24 protein-coding genes are annotated in these 26,974 nt (G+C 44.1%); 15 read left to right on the forward strand and 9 right to left on the reverse strand.

The genetic code is table 11. The features are described 5' to 3' along the window. Positions 1-117: 117 nt before the first annotated feature. Positions 118-1,488, reverse strand: a complete 1,371-nt coding sequence (locus tag L0992_23805; GenBank protein XGB69402.1) for an L-serine ammonia-lyase — start codon at positions 1,486-1,488, stop codon at positions 118-120. A 336-nt stretch (positions 1,489-1,824) separates the two neighbouring features. Here L0992_23805 and L0992_23810 point away from each other — a divergent pair, with 336 nt between their 5' ends. Next, positions 1,825-2,703 carry a YdcF family protein gene (locus L0992_23810; protein ID XGB69403.1) on the forward strand — a complete coding sequence of 293 codons (879 nt, stop codon included), beginning with the start codon at positions 1,825-1,827 and terminating at the stop codon, positions 2,701-2,703. Between the two features lie 4 nt (positions 2,704-2,707). On the opposite strand, the gene L0992_23815 is transcribed toward L0992_23810, so the two are convergent. Further along, positions 2,708-3,385: a hypothetical protein gene (locus L0992_23815; protein ID XGB69404.1), complete on the reverse strand. Its 678-nt coding sequence runs from the start codon at positions 3,383-3,385 to the stop codon at positions 2,708-2,710. Positions 3,386-3,597: 212 nt separating this feature from the next. Further along, positions 3,598-3,852 carry a DUF333 domain-containing protein gene (locus tag L0992_23820; GenBank protein ID XGB69405.1) on the reverse strand — a complete coding sequence of 85 codons (255 nt, stop codon included), beginning with the start codon at positions 3,850-3,852 and terminating at the stop codon, positions 3,598-3,600. A gap of 370 nt (positions 3,853-4,222) precedes the next feature. On the opposite strand from L0992_23820, the gene L0992_23825 reads away from it, so the two are divergent. The 7 genes from L0992_23825 (at position 4,223) to L0992_23855 (ending at position 12,822) form a co-directional block, all read left to right on the forward strand. Further along, complete coding sequence (locus L0992_23825; protein ID XGB69406.1) at positions 4,223-4,741, forward strand: NUDIX domain-containing protein; 519 nt, start codon at positions 4,223-4,225, stop codon at positions 4,739-4,741. A gap of 560 nt (positions 4,742-5,301) precedes the next feature. Continuing rightward, positions 5,302-7,413, forward strand: coding sequence for an LruC domain-containing protein (locus tag L0992_23830; protein ID XGB69407.1), 2,112 nt, complete (start codon positions 5,302-5,304; stop codon positions 7,411-7,413). 13 nt (positions 7,414-7,426) lie between these two features. Then, complete coding sequence (locus tag L0992_23835) at positions 7,427-7,936, forward strand: hypothetical protein (GenBank protein ID XGB69408.1); 510 nt, start codon at positions 7,427-7,429, stop codon at positions 7,934-7,936. Positions 7,937-8,227: 291 nt separating this feature from the next. After that, a complete protein-coding gene (locus tag L0992_23840; protein ID XGB69409.1) occupies positions 8,228-9,991 on the forward strand; it encodes an ABC transporter ATP-binding protein/permease in 1,764 nt (587 codons plus the stop codon). Further along, the gene (locus L0992_23845; GenBank protein ID XGB69410.1) at positions 9,985-11,769 is read left to right on the forward strand and encodes an ABC transporter ATP-binding protein/permease; all 1,785 of its coding nucleotides are present in this window, start codon (positions 9,985-9,987) and stop codon (positions 11,767-11,769) included. The genes L0992_23840 and L0992_23845 overlap by 7 nt, the downstream gene beginning before the upstream one ends. A 235-nt stretch (positions 11,770-12,004) precedes the next feature. After that, the gene (locus L0992_23850; GenBank protein XGB69411.1) at positions 12,005-12,271 is read left to right on the forward strand and encodes a hypothetical protein; all 267 of its coding nucleotides are present in this window, start codon (positions 12,005-12,007) and stop codon (positions 12,269-12,271) included. Positions 12,272-12,387: 116 nt separating this feature from the next. Further along, positions 12,388-12,822: a hypothetical protein gene (locus L0992_23855; protein XGB69412.1), complete on the forward strand. Its 435-nt coding sequence runs from the start codon at positions 12,388-12,390 to the stop codon at positions 12,820-12,822. Positions 12,823-12,927: 105 nt separating this feature from the next. On the opposite strand, the gene L0992_23860 is transcribed toward L0992_23855, so the two are convergent. Further along, complete coding sequence (locus tag L0992_23860; GenBank protein XGB70423.1) at positions 12,928-13,395, reverse strand: cytochrome b/b6 domain-containing protein; 468 nt, start codon at positions 13,393-13,395, stop codon at positions 12,928-12,930. Positions 13,396-13,720: 325 nt separating this feature from the next. On the opposite strand from L0992_23860, the gene L0992_23865 reads away from it, so the two are divergent. After that, positions 13,721-14,560, forward strand: coding sequence for a hypothetical protein (locus tag L0992_23865; GenBank protein XGB69413.1), 840 nt, complete (start codon positions 13,721-13,723; stop codon positions 14,558-14,560). A gap of 144 nt (positions 14,561-14,704) precedes the next feature. Then, a complete protein-coding gene (locus L0992_23870; protein ID XGB69414.1) occupies positions 14,705-15,961 on the forward strand; it encodes a peptidoglycan DD-metalloendopeptidase family protein in 1,257 nt (418 codons plus the stop codon). Between the two features lie 151 nt (positions 15,962-16,112). Here L0992_23870 and L0992_23875 read toward each other — a convergent pair whose 3' ends face one another. After that, positions 16,113-16,433, reverse strand: coding sequence for a heavy metal-binding domain-containing protein (locus L0992_23875; GenBank protein ID XGB69415.1), 321 nt, complete (start codon positions 16,431-16,433; stop codon positions 16,113-16,115). A 72-nt stretch (positions 16,434-16,505) separates the two neighbouring features. Beyond that, positions 16,506-17,432 carry a LysR substrate-binding domain-containing protein gene (locus L0992_23880; protein ID XGB69416.1) on the reverse strand — a complete coding sequence of 309 codons (927 nt, stop codon included), beginning with the start codon at positions 17,430-17,432 and terminating at the stop codon, positions 16,506-16,508. Positions 17,433-17,523: 91 nt separating this feature from the next. On the opposite strand from L0992_23880, the gene L0992_23885 reads away from it, so the two are divergent. Beyond that, entirely contained in the window at positions 17,524-18,534 is a 1,011-nt protein-coding gene (locus L0992_23885) for a DMT family transporter (protein ID XGB69417.1), read from the forward strand. Between the two features lie 65 nt (positions 18,535-18,599). On the opposite strand, the gene L0992_23890 is transcribed toward L0992_23885, so the two are convergent. Further along, positions 18,600-21,614: an HD domain-containing protein gene (locus L0992_23890; GenBank protein ID XGB69418.1), complete on the reverse strand. Its 3,015-nt coding sequence runs from the start codon at positions 21,612-21,614 to the stop codon at positions 18,600-18,602. Between the two features lie 286 nt (positions 21,615-21,900). On the opposite strand from L0992_23890, the gene L0992_23895 reads away from it, so the two are divergent. From L0992_23895 to L0992_23910, 4 genes are all read left to right on the forward strand, one after another. Then, the gene (locus L0992_23895; GenBank protein ID XGB69419.1) at positions 21,901-22,647 is read left to right on the forward strand and encodes a phosphatase; all 747 of its coding nucleotides are present in this window, start codon (positions 21,901-21,903) and stop codon (positions 22,645-22,647) included. Between the two features lie 144 nt (positions 22,648-22,791). After that, positions 22,792-23,187: a cytochrome b562 gene (locus L0992_23900; GenBank protein ID XGB69420.1), complete on the forward strand. Its 396-nt coding sequence runs from the start codon at positions 22,792-22,794 to the stop codon at positions 23,185-23,187. Positions 23,188-23,467: 280 nt separating this feature from the next. Further along, positions 23,468-23,824: a hypothetical protein gene (locus tag L0992_23905; protein ID XGB69421.1), complete on the forward strand. Its 357-nt coding sequence runs from the start codon at positions 23,468-23,470 to the stop codon at positions 23,822-23,824. Between the two features lie 104 nt (positions 23,825-23,928). Next, positions 23,929-25,464, forward strand: coding sequence for a PepSY domain-containing protein (locus L0992_23910; GenBank protein XGB69422.1), 1,536 nt, complete (start codon positions 23,929-23,931; stop codon positions 25,462-25,464). 89 nt (positions 25,465-25,553) lie between these two features. Here the strand turns inward: L0992_23910 and L0992_23915 are convergent, their stop codons facing one another. Continuing rightward, positions 25,554-25,937, reverse strand: coding sequence for a VOC family protein (locus L0992_23915; GenBank protein ID XGB69423.1), 384 nt, complete (start codon positions 25,935-25,937; stop codon positions 25,554-25,556). Further along, positions 25,937-26,869: a LysR family transcriptional regulator gene (locus L0992_23920; GenBank protein XGB69424.1), complete on the reverse strand. Its 933-nt coding sequence runs from the start codon at positions 26,867-26,869 to the stop codon at positions 25,937-25,939. The genes L0992_23915 and L0992_23920 overlap by 1 nt, the downstream gene beginning before the upstream one ends. Positions 26,870-26,974 lie beyond the last annotated feature (105 nt).

Below are 26,974 nucleotides of genomic sequence, written 5' to 3' on the forward strand. Positions count from 1 at the left end.
GTTGGGTTCTCGTCAATAAAAAAGCCAGCTTGGCGGCTGGCTTTGTTTTGATATTGAAAACTAAGTTTACAAGAATGCCGTCTCTATAAGGGCTTTCTGAACTCGTGTTCTTGTCTGTTATTCACACGGTGGTGCCATGTGAATCACCGCTAGACCGCCTAGAGACGTTTCACGGTACTTCTTGTTCATGTCTTTACCTGTTTGGTACATGGTTTCAATAACCTTGTCTAACGAGATAAGACACTTACTTGTACGTTTTAGTGCCATACGTGATGCGTTGATGGCTTTCATCGCACCCATAGCGTTACGTTCAATACACGGTACCTGTACTAGCCCGCCGATTGGGTCGCATGTCATGCCCAGAGAGTGCTCCATTGCAATCTCAGCCGCAATACAGATCTGCTCGTTACTACCGCCGCGTAGGGCAGTTAAGCCAGCCGCAGCCATCGAAGAAGATACACCAACTTCACCCTGACAACCCACTTCAGCGCCAGAAATAGACGCATTGGTTTTGTATAGGATACCGATAGCACCAGACACCGCTAAGAAGTCTTTCAGTTGTTTAGTGTCCAGTTCCTTGATGAAACGATGGTAGTACATTAATACTGCAGGAATAACACCAGCAGCACCGTTGGTCGGTGATGTTACTACTTGACCACCCGCGGCATTCTCTTCACTCACCGCAAAAGCAAATAGGTTGATCCAATCCATAATCTCCATTGGATCGTTTTCAATAGAGGCATTCGCTTCCAGCTTTTTCAAAAGCGCAGGCGCACGACGTGTGACTTCTAGACCACCATCAAGGATACCTTCGGTGTCAAAACCGCGTTGCATACACAGAGACATTACCTTCCAAATTTGGTCGGCTTTTTGGTCGATCACATCCATGCCTTGGAATGACACTTCGTTGCGTAGGACTAAACCACCAAGGCTCATTCCATTTTGGTCGGACAGTTCAAGCAATTGGTCGGCAGAAGAGAAGGGGAATTCAACTTGTGTTTCTGACTCTTGCTTGCCATTTTGAAGCTCATCAGCGGTTGCGATAAAGCCACCGCCAATCGAATAGTAAGTTTCCATATCCAGAAGGCTGCCACTTTCATCAAAGGCAGAGATAGTCATGCCGTTTTCATGAAGGGGTAGGTTGGTTTTGTGGAAGAGCAGGTCGCTCTCTACATCGAAATGAATTTCATGGTTGCCACTCACCATTAAAGATTTATCTTCAATCGCTTTACGCATGGCCGCATTAGCGCTGGTTATTTTGATCGTATCAGGGCGGTTGCCAAGTAGGCCTAACAGGGTTGCACGGTCGGTGTGGTGACCAATACCTGTTAGTGACAATGAGCCGTATAAGTCAATTTGAATACGGGTAACTTGACCAAGTACAGGTTCAATCTTTTGGGTAAAATTGAACCCAGCGATCATTGGTCCGTTGGTATGGGAGCTGGAAGGCCCGACCCCGATTTTGTAAATGTCAAAAATAGACAGCATAGTAACTTCCTGTGAAGACGGTTCGATGTACGAACTCTGTGTAAAATTTGTATTTTGTTCGTTTCACTTTTCATGAAACATTTTTAGTCGAGCTTGTTCTGTGCTTGAAACGTCTCTTTTATTGAAACTTGTGTTAGCGAGCTCAGAGCAATGAAATGCAAGAGCGCGTTATTTTAGCTTTAAAGCGTCACGTCTATTCTTGCATTGCCTTAGGTGTAGCTATCAATAGTGAGCATTATTGCGAGCAACCTAAGAGAATTTAAAAATACTTTTGTTACTGGATATTGTATACATAATTCACTCTATCTAATCACCAAAACGAGACTTGAACATAAAATGAGCATTAATCACCTCCTTATTGTGCTGGGTAAGCGACTTAATGAGAATAAATTGACTGATGAAGGAACCAGTCGAGTTGATGCTTTAGTTGGGTATCTGACGGAGCTTTTGGTCGAAGAGTCGAATCAGCAAACGGCCGTTGCATTTTGTGGCGGGGTAACAAAGAGACAAACTCTCTCTGAAGCGGATGCAATGCACCAGTATTTTCGAGAGCTTGAAGCTCAGCGTGAACATCTATTTAACTTGGGTGCAATCTTGCTTGAGCAACGCTCAACAAATACGGTGGAGAACATTCAGAATTTGGCTTCTGAAATGATCGAGAGCGGGCTGTTTACTCGCGGGCAGAGTGTGAAAGTAACGTTTGTTTCTAACGATTATCACCTGCAACGTATCTTTGAGATTCAAACGCTGATGGACGAGCAAGGATTGCTTAAGGTGCTTATTGAAAAGTGTTCAGCGCTGGGTGTAGAGCTACAGATAGATCTCAAGTTGGAATCTCATATTCCAGTGCCATACCCGTACCAAACGACTCAAGGCCAACTGTTTTTGTTGATGGATGCACTAACTACGTACCGAGTTTATCTTGAAGGCGTAAGCGCAGGGGCGTTTCAACGAGATTTAGATACGGTGAGGAAAGAGCCTGAAAGACTTTCCGTTGAAGCGTTAGCGAAAGCAAAAGAATTGCTAGGGCGTTCACCCCTTTTTAGTATCGTGGGAAGCCTGCTTCCAGTATTGGAATGTTGTATTCAACAGACTCCGGTGGATACGGACACAAAAAAAGTCAGGGAATATCTAGCACTACTAGACACTAACCTGACTTTATTGAATCGATATTTAGATCCTGAATCGGATCACACACATCGCTGGTGGCGATAAGTGTTTATTTCTTTCTCGTGATGCCATGAACCGTTTTTAAACTAGCAAAAGCGATCAAACAATAGGCCAGAAGCTCGGTGCCTTCTTCGGCAATATTTTTAACCACGCGAACGTAATCATCACCCATAACATTGTGCCAGAAGCTACCCATGCCAAATAGGCGGGAGAACACCAACAGTAGCATCACGCCAGTCACTAGCAAATTCATGTGTGGGGATGCAAGAATAAGTACAAGCTGATCAATCGTGCGCTTACCGTTTTTTACTGCATAAAAAATCGCGCTACCAGCAACTAAAAGTGCAGGCACAACCCATGCGCCATGTACGATTTTGTCAAACCAAAAATCCATCTCACGGATAAACATCACAGCAAAGAAGGCACTGATGAGAAGGGCTGCATGTTTAACTTCGCTTTTCTCTCTTGCGAGATAAATAAAAGAACCAGAAGTCACGACAAGCAGTAATTGCTGGAGCATCTCAGTCACTGAGACCTCACCAACATTGCCATTCAACAATACAAAGTCAATTCGAAGTGCAAGGTTCGCGACAATACTGATCGCCAATACGACTAACGCTGTCTGACATCTTTTGTAGATAACTTGAGAGGTTGATTGCGACAGCGTGAACTCTGGGAGCTCAAGTGACATATGAGTTTGTTCTTTGGTTTTAGATTGGCTTTTCATATCAATACGGCTTGTAATGTTTTGTAACAGGTTGGCATTCTATCGTCTCGATCGTCCTCACAATGTCATGGAAATGCCAGCAATAAAACACCGTACAATTGGTGTGTGTATACGGTAAACCGCTGCCTTAAGGCAGGCAGTTTACGTAACGTCATAGAATTTTTGAGGTGGGATCTTACAGCGGTGAGGTTAGAAACTCGCAGTCGAAGTGATTACTTTTCAGCTTCTTGCTCGTGGTTATTGCGGTAGTACTCCCACTGTTCAATGCGCTCACCGTCATCGAATACACAGTAAGTGGTACGTTGATTGTTTTCAGTCACCGTATCTAATTCACCGTCCTGTTGAACACAATAAACCGCAGCTGGGTTAGCGACTGAAACACGTTGGCCTTCGCTATATTCTGCATAGTCGTTTGCACAACCGCCTAATACAACGGCAAATACAGCCATCAAACCAATTTTCTTCATGTTTATCTCCTACGTGATAACTCTACAAATAAATGCGTTAAGTTCTACAGAACCCAATTAGAAGCTCTATGAAATGAGTATATTTTAGATTTCAGAAAAGGTTGTCCTAATTTGGTCAAGATATTGAAATAGGTTGATATTTCGTTGGATTTCGCCAAATTTTGAGTGCTAGATCAAGCTAACTAGAGCCAAGCTTCAAGTGGAGCTTCCTTGTGTGACGCGCGCTCGTTTGAGGTTTACTGTGACTCGGTGGCGGTGCGTTTACAGCTGGGAGGCGAAGTAGGAAAGCGTTCTTGAAGGCGATTGTGCACCTCGAATCTATTGATGATTATGATATGATGCCGCAAAATTCAGTAGAGCAGTCACAATCATGAGACACCTAAAAACCACTATCCACCCTGATATCGACCATCTAGACAATAAAACGGTATATAAGCGCAACGCAGCCCGTGCGATTGTGTTGGATGGCGAAGACATTTTGATGCTTTATACAGAGCGTTATCACGACTACACCATTCCTGGTGGCGGTTTGGATGAGGGTGAAGATGTTATTGCAGGCATGGTTCGTGAACTGGAAGAAGAGACGGGTGCGAAGAACATTCACAGCATCAAGCCATTCGGTATCTTTGAAGAATTTCGTCCTTGGTATAAAGACGACGCAGATATGATGCACATGATCTCTTACTGCTACTCATGCAAGATCGACCGTGAGCTTGGTGAAACGGCTTACGAAGATTACGAAGTCAAAAACGGAATGAAGCCGGTGTGGATGAATATCCATGAAGCGATTGCTCATAATGAAAAAACGATGGCTGAAAGTCCTAAAAAGGGCATGAGTATTGAGCGCGAGACGTTTTTGTTGCATTTGATCGCAAAAGAAATGCTTTAATCTCACCAAACCTTATATTGAAGTAATTGTTCAGCTGTAACTAAAGTGCGGCTGACAATGATCTTTCAACTGTTTAATTTCACCCCGCATTTAAACAGTTCATTGTTAGTGCTCTCTGTCATCCAACTTCGTTTATAATCAACAGCCATTATTTCTCCAGCTTCATGCAGCTTCCTGCTGTTTGAACGACATCTTTATTCGCTTGGAATCTACTTCTTTCACTCCTATCTATGACAAGCTGTCAAGTTGACTCATTTCCTTCATCAAATTGATTCCTATTTTGAATAAAGTGTTTTTTTTATTCTTGTGCTCGAAAAGTATATAGATAATAAGCTTTTAATTTCAATTGCTTATGTATATTTTCTAAGTATTGGAAAACTTGGCTCTCCTCTTGCTTCTTTTTCTTATGCAGCTCGTTTTATCGGCACCAAAATAATAAAAATAGACATCCTTTGTCTCGTAGCATCAGATTTTAGGGAGACATTTATTTAGCTTTGCCGTTCAGAGTTTACGTACTTTTCAAGGAAATCGCCCAAGCGAAGAAGAAGTCGAGGTTTACTATGAAATACAAGCAAATTATCTATCTCATTGGCGCAATAGTTAGCGTCCCAGTCCACGCAACCATCGTGGATTTGGATTTTTCAAACCACGTAGAGTCAACGAACGGAAGTAGTGGTTGGGCGGGACCAACCTACGATGGTGCCTCCATGCACTTTCTCAATGTCGGCACACATGACGGAAAGACCATTGATGCTAAGGTATCCAGTAGCGTATTTGGTGATGCAACGTTTATGTTCCATGCTCCCAACTACAAAGAAGGCTCAACTCAGCCCTCTGGTGATATTGGATTCCTCTATCAGACTAACTCAGCCGGGTCTGCAGGTTTGATTTATACCTTTGAGTTCTTTGACGGAACTGATGGTCTGTCTGGCACCTTCTCTGTGCCATACACAGTTCCAGAATTTGAAATGATCGGTTACGACATTGACGGCGAGCCCGTTCAGTCAGAGCAAGTACGAGTATTTAAAAGTGAAGGCTTTTTCAGTTATCAATTGGGTAGTGCAAGTGCCAGCTTGACCGCCGAAGAGAGTGCTGATGGAACATCCGTTCTATTTACAGGCCCAGGTACTAACTACTCAGAAACTGACACATCAGGTGCGGTTAAATTCATCTATAAAAACACTTCTATTGTTACCTTACAGTTTGAAACCGTCACTTCTAGCAGTAGTAGTTTTCCCAACCCAATCTTCTCAGCGTTCGATGGTAACTGGGACTTAAGTGGCTTTACTACGCCAATTGAGAGTTCTGACGAGTCTGATTTTGGTGACGCTCCAGACACTTATGGAACGTTACAAGCAAGCAATGGTGCAGAACATGCTGTCTCTTCAACGCTTTATCTAGGGGCTAGCATCGATACAGATTCTGACGGACAACCGGGCGCCTTATCAAACGGCGATGACTTAGATGTTGACGGGAATGATGATGACGGTATTACGTTGCTGACTAACCTAGAAATCGGGTTGGATAGCCTCATTAACGTTAATGTAGTGGGTAATGGTTACCTACAAGCTTGGGCTGACTGGGACTTGAGTGGTACTTTCGATGATGATGAGCAAATCTTGAAGAACCATTCGGTTGTCGAAGGTGGACAAGTGGTTCCAATTCGAGTGGCTGATGATGCGAGTGTGGGGACTGTACAAACACGTTTCCGTCTAGCGAGCAGCCCTAACATCCCAAGTGATGGTTACGTTGGTGACGGGGAAGTCGAGGATTACGTGTTCAACGTGACTGATCCGGGAACCACAATTCAACACTCTAACTACTACACTGCAGCGTTCGAAGATAACTGGCCTGAAGTGGGTGACTTCGACTTAAACGATGTTGTCGTTTACTACCGAACTACCATTATGAGTAAAGATGATGCTGTATTGCGTATGGATATTAGCGGTAGCATCATGGCCTACGGCGCCTCTTACGGTAATGGTTTAGGTTGGAAACTGAGTGGCTTTGATGAGTCGGATGTTGACTTGCAGACTGCCAGAGTGCAGAAAAACGGCGCAACTCGTGTGAATATTTCACCGTTCACGGGCGAAGATAAATCGGTTGCATCACCAGGAGGAGACCTTGTTGTTGTCGCTTCACTGAACTTGAGAAATGATATCCCGATCAACGATGAGTGTATGTTCCACCGTACTAACCCGTCTTGTAATCCGTCTCTTGAGTCTGACCAAATGACGTTCAGTATCTCACTACCGTTTAACGACGACGATCAACCAACGGTGAGTTCACTTTTACCATTGAGTGGTTTCGACCCGTTCATCTTTGGTCCAGGTGAAGGATATTACCATGGTTCTAGTTTTACTGGCTCTCCGGGTAAAGATCTGGAAATTCACACAGCGGATCTTCCACCAACGTCACGTGGTACGTTAGTGAGCGACTTTTACGGTGTGGCACAAGATGATTCAGATCCAGATAGTGGAAAATACTACCGAACTACGCAGAACATGCCTTGGGGTATCTTAATTTCATCTCCTTGGAATCACCCATCCGAGTACATAGACATCAGTGAAGCGTTCCCAGATTTTGCGGAGTGGGCTACTACTGGCGGTTCTTCTAAACCGACTTGGTATTTAAACCCTAACTCAGACAAAACTTGGTCTACTGAAGACTAATTAAGGAGGATTTATGAAACTAACTAAACTAATGCTAAGTAGCGTGACTGTTGTCTTCCTTACGGCTTGTGGCGGTGGTGGCGGTTCAACCACCTCAACGCCAAGTGCAGTAACACCACCGGGCGGTGGTTCTTCTTCAGGAAACACTCCATCGGGAGGCAGTACCGCAGTGACATCAAGCGTTGCACCCGCTCAGCAAGCATTGAAATCGGTCGAGCTCGTTGTACCTGAGGGTTTTGACTTCTCAACCGAAAGAGAAGTGAAAGTGACCGTTGATGTGGCAAGCTCGCAAAGCTCACGAGGTTTTATGAGCCTGTATACCGAGTTCAATGGCGATGTTGTCGACTACACATCACAAGTATTGAGAGTACCAATCAATGAGGATATCGACTTCTCTACAACACTACTTCTCCCTAACCATGTTGAAAAAGTTTGGGTTGAAGTATGGTATCCATCGGCGATGGGCAGTGAAGTGAAACGCTCAATTGATGTCGAAAACGGGCAGGTCGATGTGATCCTCTAACCGCCTTGCCACTGGAGTGAGGGGGTGTTGGCTGAATCAATATCCGATTTTTGTTGCTGTGGTATTGAGTTTGATTTAAAGCTCCCCATTTAGTGTACTTAAGATACTTTGCCGCCATTAGTGCGGCAAAGTTGTTTCTTGTGGCGCTAAAATATAACCACGATATCGAACAATTAAACATGGTTGACATTGTCAACTATGTGTTTTTGATGTATCTTTACCTCTGCGATGTCTCATCTTGCCGGATAACACCATCACATCGCTGTGTGCCTGCCCTAAACAAAGAATACTATGACTAAAAGACAGTTTATTGCCCATTACTTGCGCATGAATCGCACCTCTTATTTGTTGGCGATTGTGTTCATTTTTCTCGTTAACTGGTTACAAGTAGAGATCCCTCGTTATATTCAATTGGCGATAGATTTAATTGATGATGCCTCTTCAACAGGTCACCAACAGCTTCAAACCTATGTTTGGATTGTGGTAGGCATGTCGGTCGCTATGGTTGTCGTGCGCATCTTATCGCGGATCTATGCGTTGAACCCTGGGCGCATCACAGAGGCTGCGCTCAAAAGTACACTGCTACAAAAGCTGAATCGCTTACCAAGTAGTTTTCATGAACGCTTCGCATCAGGTCGTTTGATTTCAATCATCAATAATGACCTTGGTGGGATCCGTTTGATGTTCGGCGTGGGCTTTTTGCAGTTCTTCAATGCGTTGCTTGCTTTGTCGCTGACGCCTCTTTACATGTGGCGTATCTCACCAGAATTAACGCTTTACTCGATTATTCCTATCTCAATCGCTTTTGTGATTTTCCGAGTGGGCTTCAAGCGTATGAAAACACTGCACTTAGAGCACATGAAGCGCCTGCAAAACCTGTCTGCTCAGTTAATGAGTTACCTATCTGGGATTGATCTGATCAAGAGCCAGCAGATGTCACCTTGGGTGAAGGCGGAAACCGAAAAGCTCAATCAACTGTTGCTTGAATGCCGCCTTAAGATCACTCGCATTCAAGTCTTCTTCATGCCGGTGCTCGATTACGCCAATGACCTGATGAAAATTATTATTCTTGGTTTGGGTGGTTTCATGTTGATGAGACAGGAGCTCACACTGGGTGAGATAACCGCTTTTCTAACTTACTCGGTTTTGCTCGCAATGCCATTGATGCAACTTGGTCGAATCGCGACGATTTATCAGCGTGGCATGGTCGGAATTCAGAGTGCGCAAACCATTCTTAACGCCAAAGTACCAGAGCTAGATGAAGAAAAGCTCTCTGAATTAGATGTTGAATCGCTGAAGGGAAAAACGTTCTCTGTTCGCAATCTTAGCTTTAGTTACACGGGTGAAGAACGCTTGATCCTTGATGACATCAGCTTTGATATTCCTGCGGGTAAAAAAGTGGGTGTGCTAGGCGGAATCGGAGCAGGTAAAACGACATTAGTGAACTGTTTGAATCATCACCTAGACGTTCCAGAAGGCTCAGTGTTCCTTGGTGAAAAAGATGTCACTAGTTTCTCGCGCAGTGATTTACGTCGTTATGTGAAAACCGTTACTCAAGACCCTTACCTGTTCTCAGCGACTGTCGAAGATAATATCCGTTTTGGTAGCTTGGATACTGATTTGGCCAAGAGTCAAGTTGATGAAGTATTAGAGCTTAGCCAATTGGCCAGTGATGTGACTCGCTTTGAACATGGCGACCAAACCTTGGTTGGTGAGAAGGGCATCATGTTGTCCGGTGGTCAGAAGCAGCGCTTGAGTATTGCGCGTGCTCTGCTGCAACCAACCGACTTAATCATCATGGATAATGTGCTGTCTGCGGTCGACTATGAGACAGAAAGAAAGATCTTAGAAGGCTTGTTTAAACGACTGGAAAATCAGTCGGTTCTGGTAGTGTCACATCGCGTCAATGCCCTTGAATATATGGATGAAATTATTGTGTTGAATGAAGGTAAGGTAATTGCCAAGGGCGACCATGCCACGCTACTCAAAACCTGTCCTTACTACTATGAGACATGGCAGCTACAACAGAATGAAACGGAGGCCGCAGCATGTTAAAGGGTGTTGATCTCAAGTACCTCAAGCACTTTTTTAAGTTTGCTAAGAAATACAAAGGCTCTGCCATTCTGGGTATTGCGATGCTTCCGCTGTCGGTCATCACGAGCTTGTTGTTTCCTTGGCTGATCATTCAAGTGATCGACGTCCATCTAAGTCATGGTGATATGGATGGGTTGCTCGAGTACGTTTTCTACTTAGTTGCCGTGCTGGTGGCGAGTTACGTGGTGGATACCACTTATTCGTATAACTTGCGTAAAACAGGTCAATACACGATAACTGACATGCGCTCTGTGTTGTTTGCTCGCGTGCTTAAACTGCCGCGTAGCTATTTTGACAATACGCCAATAGGTGTCACGCTTTCGCGCTTGACGAGTGATTTAGAGACCATCGGCGAGACCTTTGTTCAATCGGTTGTCGGTTTAGTGAAAGACAGTATCAACACCATTGCTTTGTTGGTGATGATGTTCTTCATTGATTGGCAGCTGACGTTGATAGTATTGATCATCATGCCGCCCGTGATGTACTTAACGGTGTACGTGCGAAACCGACTTCGTGCTCTGTATAAAGTCACGCGTTCTTCACTTGCTCGCGGTATTGGCTTTCTACAAGAAGTTCTGTTTGGCATGAAAACGGTTCAGATGTACCGAGCGGAAGAACAAGTCGAGCAGCGTTACCAAGGCTATACCGATGAGTTTTTGAAAGCGCAGAAAAAGATCAATAAGTACGATGCGATTCTGTTTTCGTTTATCTCTGGCATTACCTCAATCACTATCGCGATCATGATTTGGTACGGTTCTGGACAAGTGATCGAAGGGGCACTCACCTTGGGTGTGCTGATTGCGTTCATCAACACCTTAGAGAAAGTGTTTGTTCCGATTCGTGATTTCACCTCACAAATTGCTTCGATTCAGAGCTCATTTGCTGCGTTCGACCACATCGAAGAGCTGTTTGTTGAGCCGACGGAAGAAGAAGGTCGCAACTTACTGCCATCTAACAAGGTTCAAAAACAGCTCGAACAGTTTGTGACCTTAGAATTTAAGAACGTAAGCTTCCGCTATAAAGACGACGCTCCGTACGTTCTAAATAATGTTTCGTTTGTATTGGAGAAAGGGCATCAAATCGCGCTTGTGGGTTCGACTGGCTCAGGTAAGTCTACGATTCTGCGTTTAATATCTAAAACCTATCAAGACTATGAAGGCAGTATTCTGCTTAATGGTATCGAGTTGTCGCAGATTTCAAGTGAAGACTCTGCTCACTTGTTCTCGATGATGATGCAAGATGTGCATCTATTTGAAGAGACGATTCAGTTCAATATTGCACTGGGTAAGGAACATCTCTCAAGAAACGAGGTTGAGCAAGCTGCGCGTTATGTTTATGCGGATAAGTTTATCGAGCAGTTGCCACAAGGCTATGATTTCCGTTTAGAGAAGAATGGTGCCAACCTATCTGTAGGGCAAACGCAGCTTATCTCCTTTGCACGAGCAGTCGCACAAGGTGGACAACTGATGATGCTTGATGAGGCAACCAGTTCGGTAGATTCCATCACCGAAGACTTGATTCAAAAAGCGATGCAGCGCCTGTTCAAAGAAAAAACCGTGATTGCAATTGCCCACCGCCTCAGCACTGTTCGCCACTCTGACACTATTCTGGTATTGGAAAAGGGTGAAATTGTTGAACAAGGTAATCATCAACAGTTGGTCGCACATAATGGCATTTATGCCGGCTTGTTGAAGGAATCAATTGTGGAAACGAGAGACTCTCAAGTAACGGTTGCCTGATCACCTCAAGTCAGGTCTAGCGTTATCGATAATATGGATTGGTGTTACTTATGTTTCACCAATTTCTATTCTTTTCTAGTATTCCCAGTAGCTTAGGGAAAATAAAACATATTTTACGATCATTAATATGTTATGATCTCCCTACTACTAAAGGGGTGTCTACGGGCATCGGGATGTATGCAAGCAAGAAGAACCGGCTTGTGTCAGTCACTTTCTGGCGAATATGGAATCGAAAATGTTGTTGGAAGAAGTTGTAGAAATTATTGAATTAACCGACTCAGACCATTTATCTCAAGCAATGGAGCTGTTTAACGAGCATGGTTTTGTTGATGCTGAGTCTTTGCCTTTTATGAACGTTGTGTTCGAAACCGCACCAAATCAGCTTGCGAAGAAACTGTCGCAAATTGGTTTTAAAGGTTTAGTACAAGTCGAAAAGAATGAAGACGCATCAGGCTTCACCATTATTGATGCTGACCGCGTTCTACTAAAAGATTCTGCTTAGTTGAAAGATTCTGCTTAGCCGCAAGATTCTTCTTAATGACAAGAATAAGATTCAGCTTAGTGAAAAGACTCTATCCAGTTCAGTAACACCCGTTATGATTATTTGAGGTTAACACAGTGACAACAGCAACCGTTTCATCAACAGAGCAACACATTTCCAATGAGCATGCGCTCTTAGGTGCATCGTTATTAGCGTCTCAAAAAGTTGAGTTGGCTCTGTTCAGTGTTATCTCTAAATTGGCTAAAGCGTTACCGAAAGAAGCACAGCAGTCACTGGATTTGGACTTAGATACCTTTCTAAGAGAGAAACCAAGTGAGCAAGCCTCTACGTTGAGCTTATATGAACAAACCTTTGGTGAGCAGCTTCCGTTAAAAACAAACGAACTTAACGATTTTATCTACCACAGAAATCTTGTGACTCGTGGCTTTTGGCGAGTGACTGGCGCTGATGTGAAAGGTGGTGAGAAGCTTGCTAACCCAGAGCTTTATTTAAAAGAGTTCTTAGCCAAATGCGAATATTGGCAAGTGATGATAGATACTCACAGCAAGTAATCAAATTGAAAGAAGAAAGCCATAGCAACAACCATGCTGTGGCTTTTTTTTGTGTGTAGGAAACTCGAGCGTTAAGAATTAAGCTTTAATGAGAGGGTTTCAAAGCTAGAGCATCATCTTTAATACATAGTTCTTAGAGATAAAGTGGTGCTTAAGGGCTGCGCTAATATGCAGCACAATTAAACAGGCTAGGGCAATACAACTGGCACGGTGTAAATAGAAAAAGAAACCGTTGATTGCAGGATCGGTTATTAGATTATCGACGGTGGTTAGCCAAAATAACGAATAAGGCTCTTTTAGCATCAAATAACCGGTACTGAACACCATGAACATGACTAAGTACATCAAAGAGTGTGCAAGCTTAGCAATGCATTTCTGTCCTTCGGGTATTGAGATAGGCATAGCTGGCGAAGACCGAAAGTGACTCCAGATATAACGGACCACGAGCAATGGCGTTGCAATCGTCGCCAATGACATATTGAGTATCGACAGAAAAGAAAACAGCTCAGGATTACTGGTGACATAGTGCATCACATACCCTGCAACGGTTGCATAGATGATGACGGAAGCCATTACCCAGTGCAGTACACGGCTTACCAAATCGTATCGTGGATTATTCAAATTAACCTCGCTCTGATCGTTATTAATATAAGATTCAACTCGATGCAATAAATCAAATTTCGCTATATTCGCATCGCGAATTAATTATATAGAACAGTATTACTCGGTATTTTTATAATTTAGAAATTAATGATGTTGCTTCAGGTGTTTTATAATTATCAATGATGTTTTAGAGTGTTAATTCCAATACGGACAAAGCAAACTTGTCGACTTCCTAGCTTGTATGCCTATTACGAGATACAGTTAGTTTTAAAAGTAAATATATAAGGAATGTATAATGCTTCGAATCTTATTGATTGCAGTTATCTCGGTGTTCAGCTCGATGAGTTTTGCAAGCGAAGAGGATAAATACTCTGAACAGGAGTATTTGGATAGACCGCTGATGGAACGCTATATCTTGGATGAGTTGAAGCAACTGCGAATGGAACAGCAGGATCTTGAAAGGCGTCTTACCATTCAGATGACAGATCGTGAATTGGCTGTAGCGGACAAATCGCTGAACTACGCCAATGTTACCGTGACGTATTTCTTCTACATCATTGCTGGTGTGGCCTCTCTTATCGCGCTGGTGGGCTGGCAATCACTCAAAGAGTTGAAACACACTACTAAAGAGATGGCAGATCGACGACTCAACGACATTGCCCAAGATTATGAGAAGAAGTTTAATGTTCTAGAGAGGGACCTTAAACGTAAGACTAGAATCATTTCAGAGAACAACCGAGAAATTGAAATCATCAATGAGATCCACAACTTGTGGTTGAGAGCTCAAAATGCTCAAACCGCAGAGCAAAAAATTGAAATCTACGATGAGATTTTAAAAGTTCGTCCGGGTGATTTGGAAGCACTTACATACAAAGCCGATGCGGCCATGGACATGCAGGAATACCACTGGGCGATGAGCTTATGTAACCGTGTGTTAGAAGTGGATGATCAGAACGCCCACGCTTTGTATCAACGAGCTTGTGCTTATGCAAGGCTAGGTGCTGAAGGTCAGGCGATAGACGACTTAGAGCGCTCTGTCGAAGCCAGTGGTTCAATGCGAGAGCTATTGGCCGATGAACCTGACTTTGAGATGTTACGTGGCCTAGAGCGTTTTGAGGCGCTTCGCGAAGAATAAACGTTTGGTGACGTGGTGGGTTTCTTAAGCCCACCATATTTTTATGCTTTATACGGAACGGTTTCTTACATTTCGTTTGTTTTTTTGAGCTGATTGTTATGTTATAACACCTTATAAGTTCCTTGTTATAACCGTTAAGTATTTATGAAGTACCTCCGTATTAGCCTGATTGTTGTTGCTATCAGTGCATTTTCACTTGCTGCTTTACTCTCTTTTCATCCTGAACCAGAAAAAGAAATTGTAATAAAAGTCACGCCTTATCAAGAACTGCACACGGACGCTGAGGAACAGGCACCCCCACAAACCAATTCGAATCCAATGATCAAAATTCACTACTTTGTGAAGGTCGGGGATACCCTCAGTAATATATTCGAGTCATGGAATCTGCCTTATGAAACGGTTCATAAGATCATGGAAGCGGATCTTGAATCTTTGAAGCTCGATACGATAAAACCTGGTGACCACTTAGAGTTACTTGTCGATGGTGAGTCCAAACAGCTCGTAGAGTTGGTTTTCCACGAAAGCCTGGTTGAGCAAGCTGCTTTTTCCCGAAATGATGATGGAAGCTTCAGCTATCAGTTCCACGAGATACCAGGTGAATGGAAGGAAAAACTCTATGCGGGCAGTGTCCATGGTAGCTTTTCAACATCTGCATACAAAGCAGGACTTACCACTGCTCAGATAGCTAATATTACTCGCACGTTGAAAGATAAAGTTAACTTTGCTCGTGAGCTAAGAGCAGGTGATAACTTCAATGTACTGGTTAAAGAGCAGTACACGAACGATCACTTAACGGGAAAAACAGAAATTCAAGGCATCTCTATTCAATTGAGAAACCGAGAAGTGGCGGCGTTTTTGGCACCTGATGGCCTCTTCTATGACCGAGAGGGTAATAGCCTAGAGCAAGCGTTCGATAGATACCCTGTAGACAGAAAATTCCGAAGAATTACCTCATCGTTTAACCCTAAACGAAGACACCCAGTGACAGGGCGAATCTCGCCACACAATGGTACTGACTTTGCGACGCCTGTGGGCGCCCCTGTATACTCAACCGGTGATGGCCGTGTTGTAGCGCTTCGTGACCACCCTTATGCCGGGAAATATTTGGTGATTGAACATAACAGCGTATACACGACACGTTATCTTCACTTGAGCCGCTTCCTCGTTAAGAAAGGTCAGCAAATTAAGCGAGGTCAGAAAATCGCGTTATCGGGTGCAACTGGCCGTATTACAGGTCCTCATTTGCACTTTGAAGTCTTGGTTCGTGGTCGAGCGGTCGATGCGATGAAGGCTAACTTACCGATGGCAAGCTCGATTATGCCTAAAGATAGGAAAGAGTTTTTGGCTCGAATGGCCTCTTTTGATGCCATGCTTTCTACGCCAGTTGAACGGGCGAGCTAGATATATTCAAATCTAACTTGGCCAACGCATACAATCACGCCCCTTAGCTAGCGATTTAGCTAAGGGGCGTTTTTTTATAGAGAATCACATTATTGGTTTCCAGACCGCAAGGCTTGGTGGTTAGCTGGACTCAGAATCAACCAATAATCAATTAAGCAACAACCACCGCAGTACCGCTTGCAGACACCATTAGCATGCCGTTACCTGTGCCAAGCACTTCATAATCGATGTCGACACCCACGACGGCGTTTGCTCCGGCTTCAATGGCTTTCTGCTCTAACTCTTTGAATGCATAGTTGCGTGCTTTCTCGAGTTCCTTTTCGTAGGTGCCAGAACGTCCACCAACAAAATCACGAATACCAGAAAACATATCCTTGAATACGTTCACCCCTAAGATAGCTTCTCCTGCAATAACCCCTTTGTAGTCGACAATGCGTTTACCTTCGACAGATTGTGTAGTGGTAATAATCATAATGGCCTCTGTATGTTAGATGCTTTGTTATTAGCTTATTTATTACTAGTTGTATTGTTGGGTGGAACATTTTTATTCTTGCATACCACCGCTGAGTTTTGTCTCTGAGCGTGTGAATTCATGTCTCAACCATGTTCTCAGTTTTAGCACACTTTCTTGTTTTAATTTGTTTTTTGGGCAAACAAAATAGAAATCTTGGTGTGGGTTAGCCACTGGATCGCCTAGCTCTACCAGCATGCCGTGGCTAATGTCATCTTTCACAAACAAGCGGTGAGTGACCAATACACCAAGTGACCGAATTGCTCCTTGCACAGCTTGAATCGAAACATCGAATGTCAAGTTACTGTGGAAGATGGGCATAGGGATTTGGTAATGGTCGCACCACACTTGCCAGTCATGCTTTCGCCTAGGGTTAAAGACACCAATGGTTGGGTTTTGTTTCACGAGTTGTTCAACGCTTAATCCCATTTGGTTTTTCAATAGTGCAGGGCTGCAGACTAAAACCAGATCATCATCGCCGAGCTTTTCGCTGTAATACTGATCCCATTCATTCGGTTTGCCGTGCACAAGGGCAATATCGACGCCTTCCTGCTCGATATCAAAAGGGCCGGTCAAGGTGGAAATACGAATGTCGAGTGAGGGTGCAAAAGCTTGGAAATCGGGGACACGGGGAATCCACCAGTGCATTGCGAGTGAGTTCACCATGTTGAGAGTGATGCGATGATCGTTAGGCGTTTTTGCCAATTCTTCTGTGGCTTCGATTACTTGTTCGAGCGCGGGAGCGACCTTTCGATAATATCGCTTACCTGCAGCATTAAGCACAACACGGCGACCTACACGTTGAAACAATGGCTTGTTGACCAGTTGCTCCAGTGACTTGATAGCTTGGCTTACCGCAGAGTGACTGACGTACAACACCCGAGCGGCATCGGTCATGCTGCCAGTTTCAGCTACAGCAATGAAAGCATAAACGGATTTAAGAGGAACGAGTTTCTTCATTGGTAAGTTTTCCTTACAGTTATAGTTAATATTACTCGCTATTTTTCATCACGTCACGCCTCTACAATGGGTGTCATAGGAGGTGATAATTATGTCTGATATTACCAAGGCAACGACTTTCATGTTGTTGTCGACGTTCAGTTTGTCTTTAAGTGGCTTAATGGCTAAGTATCTATCTGAAGCGATGCCCATTTCGTTGTTGAGTTTTGTGCGCTTTTTCCTACCCAGTCTGTTTTTATTCTTATTCTTGATGTTTTACAAAGTGACCAAACCATCGGGAGATATGTGGAAGCCTTTGGTGATGCGTGCAATCTTTATGGTGGCATGTCAGTGGTGTTTTCTCACGTCATTGCAAACCTTAACTTTAGTTGAAGGCGTGGTGTTATTCAGTACAGGGCCTTTGTTTATTCCGTTGTTAGAAAAATTAATATTCGGAACTAAGATTCATACAACGACCATTGTTTGTTTGGCGATAACCTTTGTTGGCGTAGTGCTGATGGCAGGGGATTGGTCGCAGTTTGAATTTGGCTCAGAGTTCTTTAGACCGGCCCTGTTGCTGGGCTTATTGGCAGGCATGTTTAACTCAGGCTCACAAGTCAGCTTATATCGAGCATCCAAGACAAGCCTTTCACCAGCAGAGTTAAACGCGTGGACGTTTTTAGTTGCGGCAATCATTGTGATTCCTATGGTTGTGTTTACTTCAATATCAGAGGCTCCTGAGGTAATTGAAAGCACAGGCAGCTTATCGGCGTTGTTGTCTTTTGATGACTTACGTTGGATAGGGTTGGGTGCACTTGGGTTGGCGCTATTCACCATCAATACGCAGATCTTCCGTTCGAAAGCATACAAGTTGGCAGACAGTGGATCTCAATTGGCTCCGTTAATTTTTACTAACATGCTGTTTAGCGCATTATGGCAGGGCTTGTTCTTTGATGACGTGTTTTCTACTCAACAGATGATTGGCATTAACCTCATTGTGGTTGCGAGCATTAGCAATACGTTATTGGCCAAAAGACACAGCAGAGCGAAAGCCAAGCAGGCACCGCGAGCTGCAATGACGGTAGCGAACGCTACAGCGTTGGATTCTGCCGCGAAAAGCTAAACGTTGAGCTTATGACCTAAAAACTAGAACAAAGAACAAAGAACATAGAACCTTAAGCCTAAAATCTAGAATAAAGAGCGTATGTACTCTTTCACTCGTTCAATGTGCTGGTTCTGATCAATCTCACAGCGTTGGTTAGCTTCAAGGAATCGCTCAGCGTATTTGTCATAGATTTTGTTTTCTAAGAACAGTAGATACAGTTTTGGATCGATATGACCGCTGGTGGCCATGTCGGTCATGATGTTGAGTGATTCACTGAGCAGCTTGCCTTTTTTGTATGGGCGATCACTGGACGTGAGCGCTTCAAACACATCAGCAATCGCCATCGCTCTAGACGGCAGAGGCAGTTGGTCTTCGTTCAAGCCTCTTGGGTAGCCTTTACCATCAATGCGTTCGTGATGCCCGCTCGCGATATCTGGGATGTTCTTGAGGTAAGAAGGGTAAGGGAGTTTGTTCAGCATGGTGAAGGTTTGAATAATATGGTCGTTGATCATAAAGCGTTCTTCATCGTTTAACGTGCCACGACGTACTTTCAAATTGTGCAGTTCACCTTGATTGTATTTGACCTCTCCCGGCTTGAGCACAAACGCTTCTTGCCACAAATCTGCAGGGTTAAAGCCATTGTCCCAAGGTATTTTGTGCTCGGGTTTGTCAGCAAGTAGAGGCTCCATGATTGGCAAAGTCTGTTCTGTATTTTCTGGCTTAGTTTGACCTTTCTCTGTCGTGTCTTGTTGTGTACGGAATCTCTCTTTTTCAGACCAAGATAATCCGAGTTGGTCGTCCAGTGTGCGCTTCCATTGACGTTTAGCGATTTGATCCAAGCGTTCGAGTTGCTCTTCTGTCATCGATTCGCCACCGAGGTTGCACTGTGCAACGAAGGCAAACTCTTCATCCAGCTCAGACAGGCTTTGTTCGAGTATTTTAAGTTGTTCTTCTTGAAGTCCACCGTTCGCCATCGCTTTCCAGTAGTCGGTCTCCGCTTGTTGTTTTAGCAACTCAAATCGCATGCGAACTTCGTGGATTCGGTCATAAATCGTTTCTAATTTGGTCGCTTTATCTACCACATATTCTGGTGTGGTGACCTTGCCACAATCGTGCAGCCACGCAGCTAACATCAACTCTTCCCATTGCTTACTATCGAGTGAAAACTGAGGGTAGTAACGGTCATCATCAATGGTTGCTTGAGTCAGCCATTTGGTGAGTTCAGGCACTCGTTGGCAATGTCCGCCAGTGTATGGCGACTTGGTATCTATCGCAGAGGCTATCAACTCAATAAACGCGTTGAGCATGTCTTTTTGTTGCTGCATTTGGTCGATGTTGTCTTTAGCGATTTCGGCAAAGCTCAGCAGCTCGCGTAAAAAGGCGTGTTTGTCTGCCTGCATCTTGGTAATCGGTCTTTCATAGCCAATCGCCACAATGCCCACCAACAGCTTTTCACGGTTTAATAACGGGAACAGATACAGGTCTGAATTGAAGATAGAATCCTGATAATAGTTAAGAACGTTATCTTCTCGATTAAGGTGGATCGTCTCTCCAGATTTAAGCTGACACAGCAACCACGGTGTATGCTTGATGAAGTCATTGATGTCGGCTTTGAAAGGTAAAATCGCTAGGTTGGCTGCCGTATCAAACACATCCTTTTCTTCAGATTGGGTAAACAGCACGATGGTTTCTGCTTTGGTGATCAAGTAGCTTTGATGCGCAATGTTCTTAGCTAAAATCGAGAACTCCTGATTACCCGCGGTGTCCCGAAGTAGTGCTATCAGATCATGAAGCGTGTGCTCCATTAGCTCGATAGAGTGGGCGAGGTTAGCTACTTCTTTGATCATACTCTTGGGATAATGGGTGCGTCTGAAATCAAACCGAGCGATGTTATCCGTCAGTTGCATCAAGGTATTGAGCGGTTTAGATAAGCGATTGGCAACCAACCACACGATACCGAAACAGATGAACAACATTCCAATCGCAACGGCTACTTGCTTGTCACGCATTGAGATAAGATCAGAAAGCAGTTCATTGTGCGGTGTTGCTTCAGCTAGGTAGAGAGTCACATTCTGTGTCAGTTCTACAGGCGTTAAGGTTAATGCCCATGTGTTTAGGTTGTACTCAACGTTTTTCAGGTTGAGATTAAACTTCTCTTCATCTGAGATTAGCGGCCCTAAAACGGAGGACTTTAACGCCTCTATTTGTTCTCGTTTTGGCACGTTAAAAAAACTTTGGTCTTGTTCACTTCCCGACACTTTTCCTACGCCTTGACCATCATTGCTGTCTTTACTTTCAGGACGTAGTTTTAAGTTAGATACCGATAAATAAAGTTGATGCTGACCGAGAAGATTAAAGTGTTGATCGAACAGTGCCAGTCGAGTTTGTGGAGAATAAGCGAGTTCACTGATTTGAGACGAGAGTGATTTTAAGGTGAAGTCGGCACCTACCACATGCTTGCCATCTGCCGAGCGCCTAGAAAGCGTAATACCGTTGGTTTGCAGGAAATAGAACAGATAGGGCTCAGAGAGTTGTATTGAGCCGTCTGGCTTGGCGTTACGAAACCAAGGTCGAGTGGTTGGATTAAACTTGCTCTTGGCTTGCATGGTGCTGATCACTTGGTGCGCACCATCTAAAAAGGTAATGAAGTTTTCGCCATCTAGATTGGTACTGCTGACCATCATGGTCGTTTTGGCCGGTGCATTGTTGTCGGCTCGTTGTTTGTTGGTGCTTAATGGGCGAAAAATTCTAAATTCGCCATCCTCGGAGCCGTAGAACAGTGCGACCAAGTTAGTATTTTGTTTGAAGATGATATCGACCGAAGCTAACCAAGACTCTTTTTCAACCGAAGAGGTTTGTTGAGCGACAAACGGGCTGACTGCCATTACGTTTAAGGTTGTGATGACAGGGGCAATGGCTTGTTTAAATACCGATTCCAACTTATCGCGATGTTCATTACTGACCTCGCGAACTGTGCCTAACAACAACTCTTGAGAATGCCGATAGCTTATTGATATCAATACCGCACCGACAAAGGTTGTCAAAATTAAGAAAAGGCTAGTGATGTGGATACTCAGCGGATATCGTCTTCGTCTCATCAAACACTCCAACTTGTGAATTGGTTTAAGTATTGACGAACTTGAGTAGGTTGCAAAAAATTGGCTCAATTACCGGGTTTGCATGGAATACGTGCAGGAGAGGCGGTCTATCCGTTCTATCGTGCAAAGCAAACGAGTAACAATAAAGCCTCACGTTTTGGTGCTAATTGTCACTTTCAACTGATAAACTGATTAAATTGTTGCCACGAGGCACTCCTTTTCAGAAAGCGGTTCAGGGATACCTTTTTGAAAAACGTTTAGAGACCAAGCTAGAGGGCATTGTTTCATGGAACTCAAAGTAGATACTCATACCCACACATACGCAAGTGGTCATGCTTACAGCACGCTTATCGAGAATGCCAAGTCGGCAAAACAAAATGGCTTAGACATGTTTTGCACTACTGACCATTCAGAGTCGATGCCGGGCGCGCCACACTATTGGTTCTTCAGTAATCAGCGTGTGCTTCCTCGCTTTATCGAAGACGTTGCGATTATCCGCGGCGTGGAATCAAATATTATGAACACACAGGGTGAAATCGATATTCATCCGAGTGTGGATAAGAACCTAGATTGGGTGATTGCCAGCTTCCACGAGCCAGTATTTCGTCCATCGGATGTCGCAACTCATACAGAAGCGTTGTTGAATGTGATTAAGGGCGGTCGAATCGATGCACTTGGCCACTTAGGTAACCCAAATTTTGATTTCGATTTCGAAGCTGTGATTGAATGCGCAGTCCAACATAACGTCGCAATCGAAATCAACAACACCACACTTAAAGGCAATAGCCGAGTGGGTAGTGTCGACCGCTGTTTCGAGATCGCAAGAATTGCGAAAGCGAAAGGGGCGTTCATTACTACCGGGAGTGATGCGCATTTCTGCCAAGATGTGGGCGGGCTGGATCTAGTGTCTTCACTGCTTGATGAGGTGGGCGTGGATTCGAGTAAGGTTATTACCCACTCGCCAAAGCAATTCCTGTCATTTTTGGCGTTGCGCGGTCGTAATGAAATCCCAGAATACTCAGTTCTTGCTTAAGAGAATGTCGGTGGGTTTGCATTTCGACACAATCAATTTTTGTGCCTGTCAGATTTTTGTATACACTAGCCGAAAATAATAAAGTCGAAGTGCCACAATCATGATGGCGCTATCTTCAAAGTCACAGTTTCACTTGGAGAAACAATGAAAACTCGCTCAATCCTTTTATCTGGCTTAATCGCTGCTGCAGTAATGTCTGGCAACGCATTTGCTAATGTTGACCTTAAGAAAAACATGCAAGAAATGAAGCTTGCGTTTAAACAAGCGGCAGAAGCTCAAAACATCGAAGAGATGCAGAAACCTATCGTTCGCTTAGATACGTTAGTGGCAGAGCTGAAAACGGGTGTTTACCCAGTAGAAAAAGAAGACAACTTCATGGAAGGCTTCAAAAAAATCAGTGCTTCAATTGATAGCATTGAACAGAAGCTAGACCAAGGTGACTTTGAAGCTGCGCAGCAAGAACTGCGCACGATTGATGGTCTTCGCGAAGAGTACCACGAGAAGCGTAACCCAAGCATTTGGAGCAAGATCTTCGGTTAATTCGCTTGTTCACTAGAGTGACCAGATAACAAAGTTTAACTTTTAAAGCGCCGCTTATATTTCCTTTTTTAGGAAAATATAAGCGGCGCTTTTTATTGTCTTTTTTCTAATCAGTTTGATGCACTGAGGTGCGTGATATTTTATTAGCGCTTCTGTTGTAACCAGTTTTTAACCAAATAGAGTGTGCGTTAGCTTCAATTTTTTAACCTGATGTTAATCTTTACGTTTACCTATATAGCAAGTGCCTCATAATAAGGGAAATTTATAAAGATTTGGAATAATGCGCCGAACCTCGTTCAACCTCTCCATGTTACTTGCTACAGCGTTAAGTTGGGCTTTAGTAACATTAATGCCTGTTATCAATGCTCATGGTAACAGTGCGGGAGTGTGGGCGTCGTTGTGTACGGTCAACGGCTTTGAACTGGTTCAAATTGAAGAAGGCGAACCGAATACTCACAAAGGTAAGCCGTGTCCGTTTAGTCATTTTTCCACATTTCACCAAGATGAACTTCCAACTACACTACTGACAACTCGACTGAGTTCTATTGTCTCAGACAGCTACGCTTTTTTGGCTCTAAGCGAACGCTACACGAGGCAAGCCCCGCGCGGCCCTCCCTTTGTTGCTGCTTATACCTAACCCATTAAAATAATTAAAAAACAAGTATTAAGTAAAGTTAAACATGCCTTAGTGACTTTCTGATTTTTCAGAAGGTACATTTGCGTGTGTCAAAGGAAATTATAATGTTGAGAAATGAATCTCAAACCCTTGCGAAAGCACAAGCGACTTCGCAACCTAAAAGCAGTGCAACAACCGGTTCGAAAAGCAATATAAAAAGAAAAAACCGCAATAAAACTCTCTACTTCCTCACATGGCGCTGGCACTTCTATGCTGGGCTATTCGTTATCCCGTTTATGTTAATGCTAAGCATTACAGGCTTGGTGATGCTGTTTGATGATGTAATCGAACTCGCTTTCCATCACGATGCGATTGAGATTGTTGCATCGGGCGAACCTATCAAGGTGTCACAACAATTATCTGCCGTACAAAATCAATACCCACAAGATTCGGTGACACAATTTGTACCGAGTAAAGCGCCTGATCTGGCCAACCGTTTTTCGGTAGCACTTGAAGATGGGACGTCCGCTTTCGCCACGGTGAATCAATACACGGGCGAAGTGGTAGGAGAAATCCCGCGCAGCGATAGCCTTTACCAGCTCGCGAATGATATTCACGGAACATTACTGATTGGCGATTGGGGTGATTACCTGATTGAGGTTGCAATCAGCTTGTCGATTCTACTGTTAGTGAGTGGAATCTATTTATGGCTTCCTCGAGACAACGCGAGCCGCGCTGGTTTTCTGAAGCTTAGATTTGGTTCAGGAACGCGTGTTTTAATGCGTGATTTGCATGCGAACATCGGTGGAACACTGTCATTCATTCTTCTGTTGTTTATTCTATCGGGGTTATCATGGACAGGTTTCTGGGGCGGTAAGTTAGTTCAAGCATGGAGCACTTTCCCTGCTCAAATGTGGGATGATATCCCGCTGTCTGATAAGACACATGCATCGCTTAACCATGGCTCGGAAGAAGAACTTCCGTGGAACTTAGAACAAACACCACTTCCGTTGTCTCAGGATAAGCCTGCAGAACATGTACATCATGTGGAAGAGGCGCCTGAACCTCATGATCATTCCAAGACGGGGGAAGATCACTCTCAACATGTGATGGCAGCAAGCAGCTTTGGTATTGATGAAGTCATCGAAAAAGCCCGTTCTCTCGGCTTCACGCAATACAAGGTGAACTTCCCACGCTCAGAAACGGGTGTTTACACAGTGACAGCGAATACTATGGGCGGTGATATCATCGACCCAACTCAGGATCGTACCACGCACCTAGACCAATACTCAGGTCGTATTCTGGGTGAGGTGACCTGGCAGGATTACAACTTTATCGCCAAGACACTGGCGGTCGGTATTTCTCTACACCAAGGTGACATCAGCATCATCAACAAACTTCTAAACGCTCTGTTCTGTTTTGCGTTCATTGTTGTATCGGTGACTGGCGGTGTTATGTGGTGGATGCGCAGACCTTCCGGCCAACGCAAGCTTGGAGCACCACCTAAGTTTGGTGATGCAGGCTTATGGAAAGCCGGCTTGGTAAGCGTTGTGGTTATTTCAGTACTGTTTCCACTTGCGGGAGCAACGATTGTGACAGCCATGCTATTGGATCGGCTGCTGTTCTCACGTGTTGAGAAATTCAAGACGGCATTGAGTTAATTGATACACAAACGGACTTTCTCGACTTGAGAAGGTCCGTTTTATTAATCAGGCAAGTGCTTCTTCTGTGAGGAAGACTTTAGACTGCACTAGAATTGATAAAGCTCGAGCGGCAGGCCGTCTGGGTCTGCGAAAAACGTAAATGATTTCCCCGTAAACTCATCCACTCGAATCGGTTCGACTTCGATTCTTTGTCCTTCCAAATAGCTTTTAACTTGTTGAACGTCATCAACACAAAAGGCTAAATGTCTCAGCCCTTGAGCTTCTGGAAAGCTTGGTCTTTCAGGTGCATTAGGGAAGCTAAATAACTCTATTTGAGCGCCATTAGGTAGTGCTAAGTCGAGCTTGTACGACTGGCGTGTTTCGCGGTAATTCTCTGCAATAATTTCCAGCTTTAAAATCTCAGTGTAAAAGCGTTTTGAGGCTTGGTAGTCTGAGCAAATAATGGCGGCGTGGTGTATTCCTTTCAGCATCAGTTTATTTCTCCTGCCAACTTGTCACCTAAGTGCTCCATCGCGTAATCAATGAATACACGTAATCGTGCGGGCATGTACTTGGTTTGAGCGAACTGCATAGCGATAGCGCCGTGGTAATTACTCTTAATCGTCCAATCTTCTAATACTTGCACCACAGAGCCTTCAGTCAATGCATCTTGAATAACAAAGTCGTGGAAAATACCTACGCCAAGGCCTTCTTTCACACCTTTGAGTCGCATCTGAGAGTGGTTCACTGCGTAACGGCCACTGACGGATACAGTGTGGAATTCATCGTCTTTCAAGAAATCCCAAATGTGGTCTTTGTCTGTCTCTGCAAGGTATAAACAGTCATGTTCCGAAAGGTCGGTAGGGTGGCTAGGAACCCCTTTGGCTTTCAGATAGTCAGGGCTTGCACATAACACGAGGTTTGTCTTTCCAAGCTCTTTCAAAACCAAGCTCTCGTCGGGCTTATCGGTAAGGCGAAAGGCAATGTCGATGCCTTGGCGCAATATGTCGATGTCGCCATCAGCAGCCCTTAACTTGAGTTGAATCTTTGGATACTGATTTAAAAATGGAACAACGAAAGGCTGTAGAACCGAGTTCAAGAAGGCTTCTGGTGCCGCTACCGTTATAGAGCCCGCAGGTTCAGTGTGATCAGAGGTAGACAGTTCAACCGCTTGCTGCGCCGCATTGATCATGACTACGCTTTGGTCGTAAACCAGTTGGCCGGCTTGCGTGATAATCAATGTACGAGTTGTACGTTCAAACAGCTTCACTGAGAGCGCTTTTTCTAAGCGAGTGATTAGTTTACTCAACGCTGAGGGTGTCACCCCTAACTGTTTTGCTGCCGCGGTAAAGCTCCCTTCATTTACCACTAAAATGAACGAGGCGAGATCAGGAAGGAGAGCAATGAGCTTAGGATTAATCATAAGTATCCAGTTAAACAAGTTTCAACGATGAACGTAATAGCAATTGTGAGTGATTACGTGTAATTTGTGAATCAATTTCATTAATTAAGTCGCGTGTTTTGCTTA

Origin of the sequence: Vibrio pomeroyi (assembly GCA_041879425.1) — a bacterium.
In the GTDB taxonomy this organism is placed as follows: domain Bacteria; phylum Pseudomonadota; class Gammaproteobacteria; order Enterobacterales; family Vibrionaceae; genus Vibrio; species Vibrio pomeroyi_A.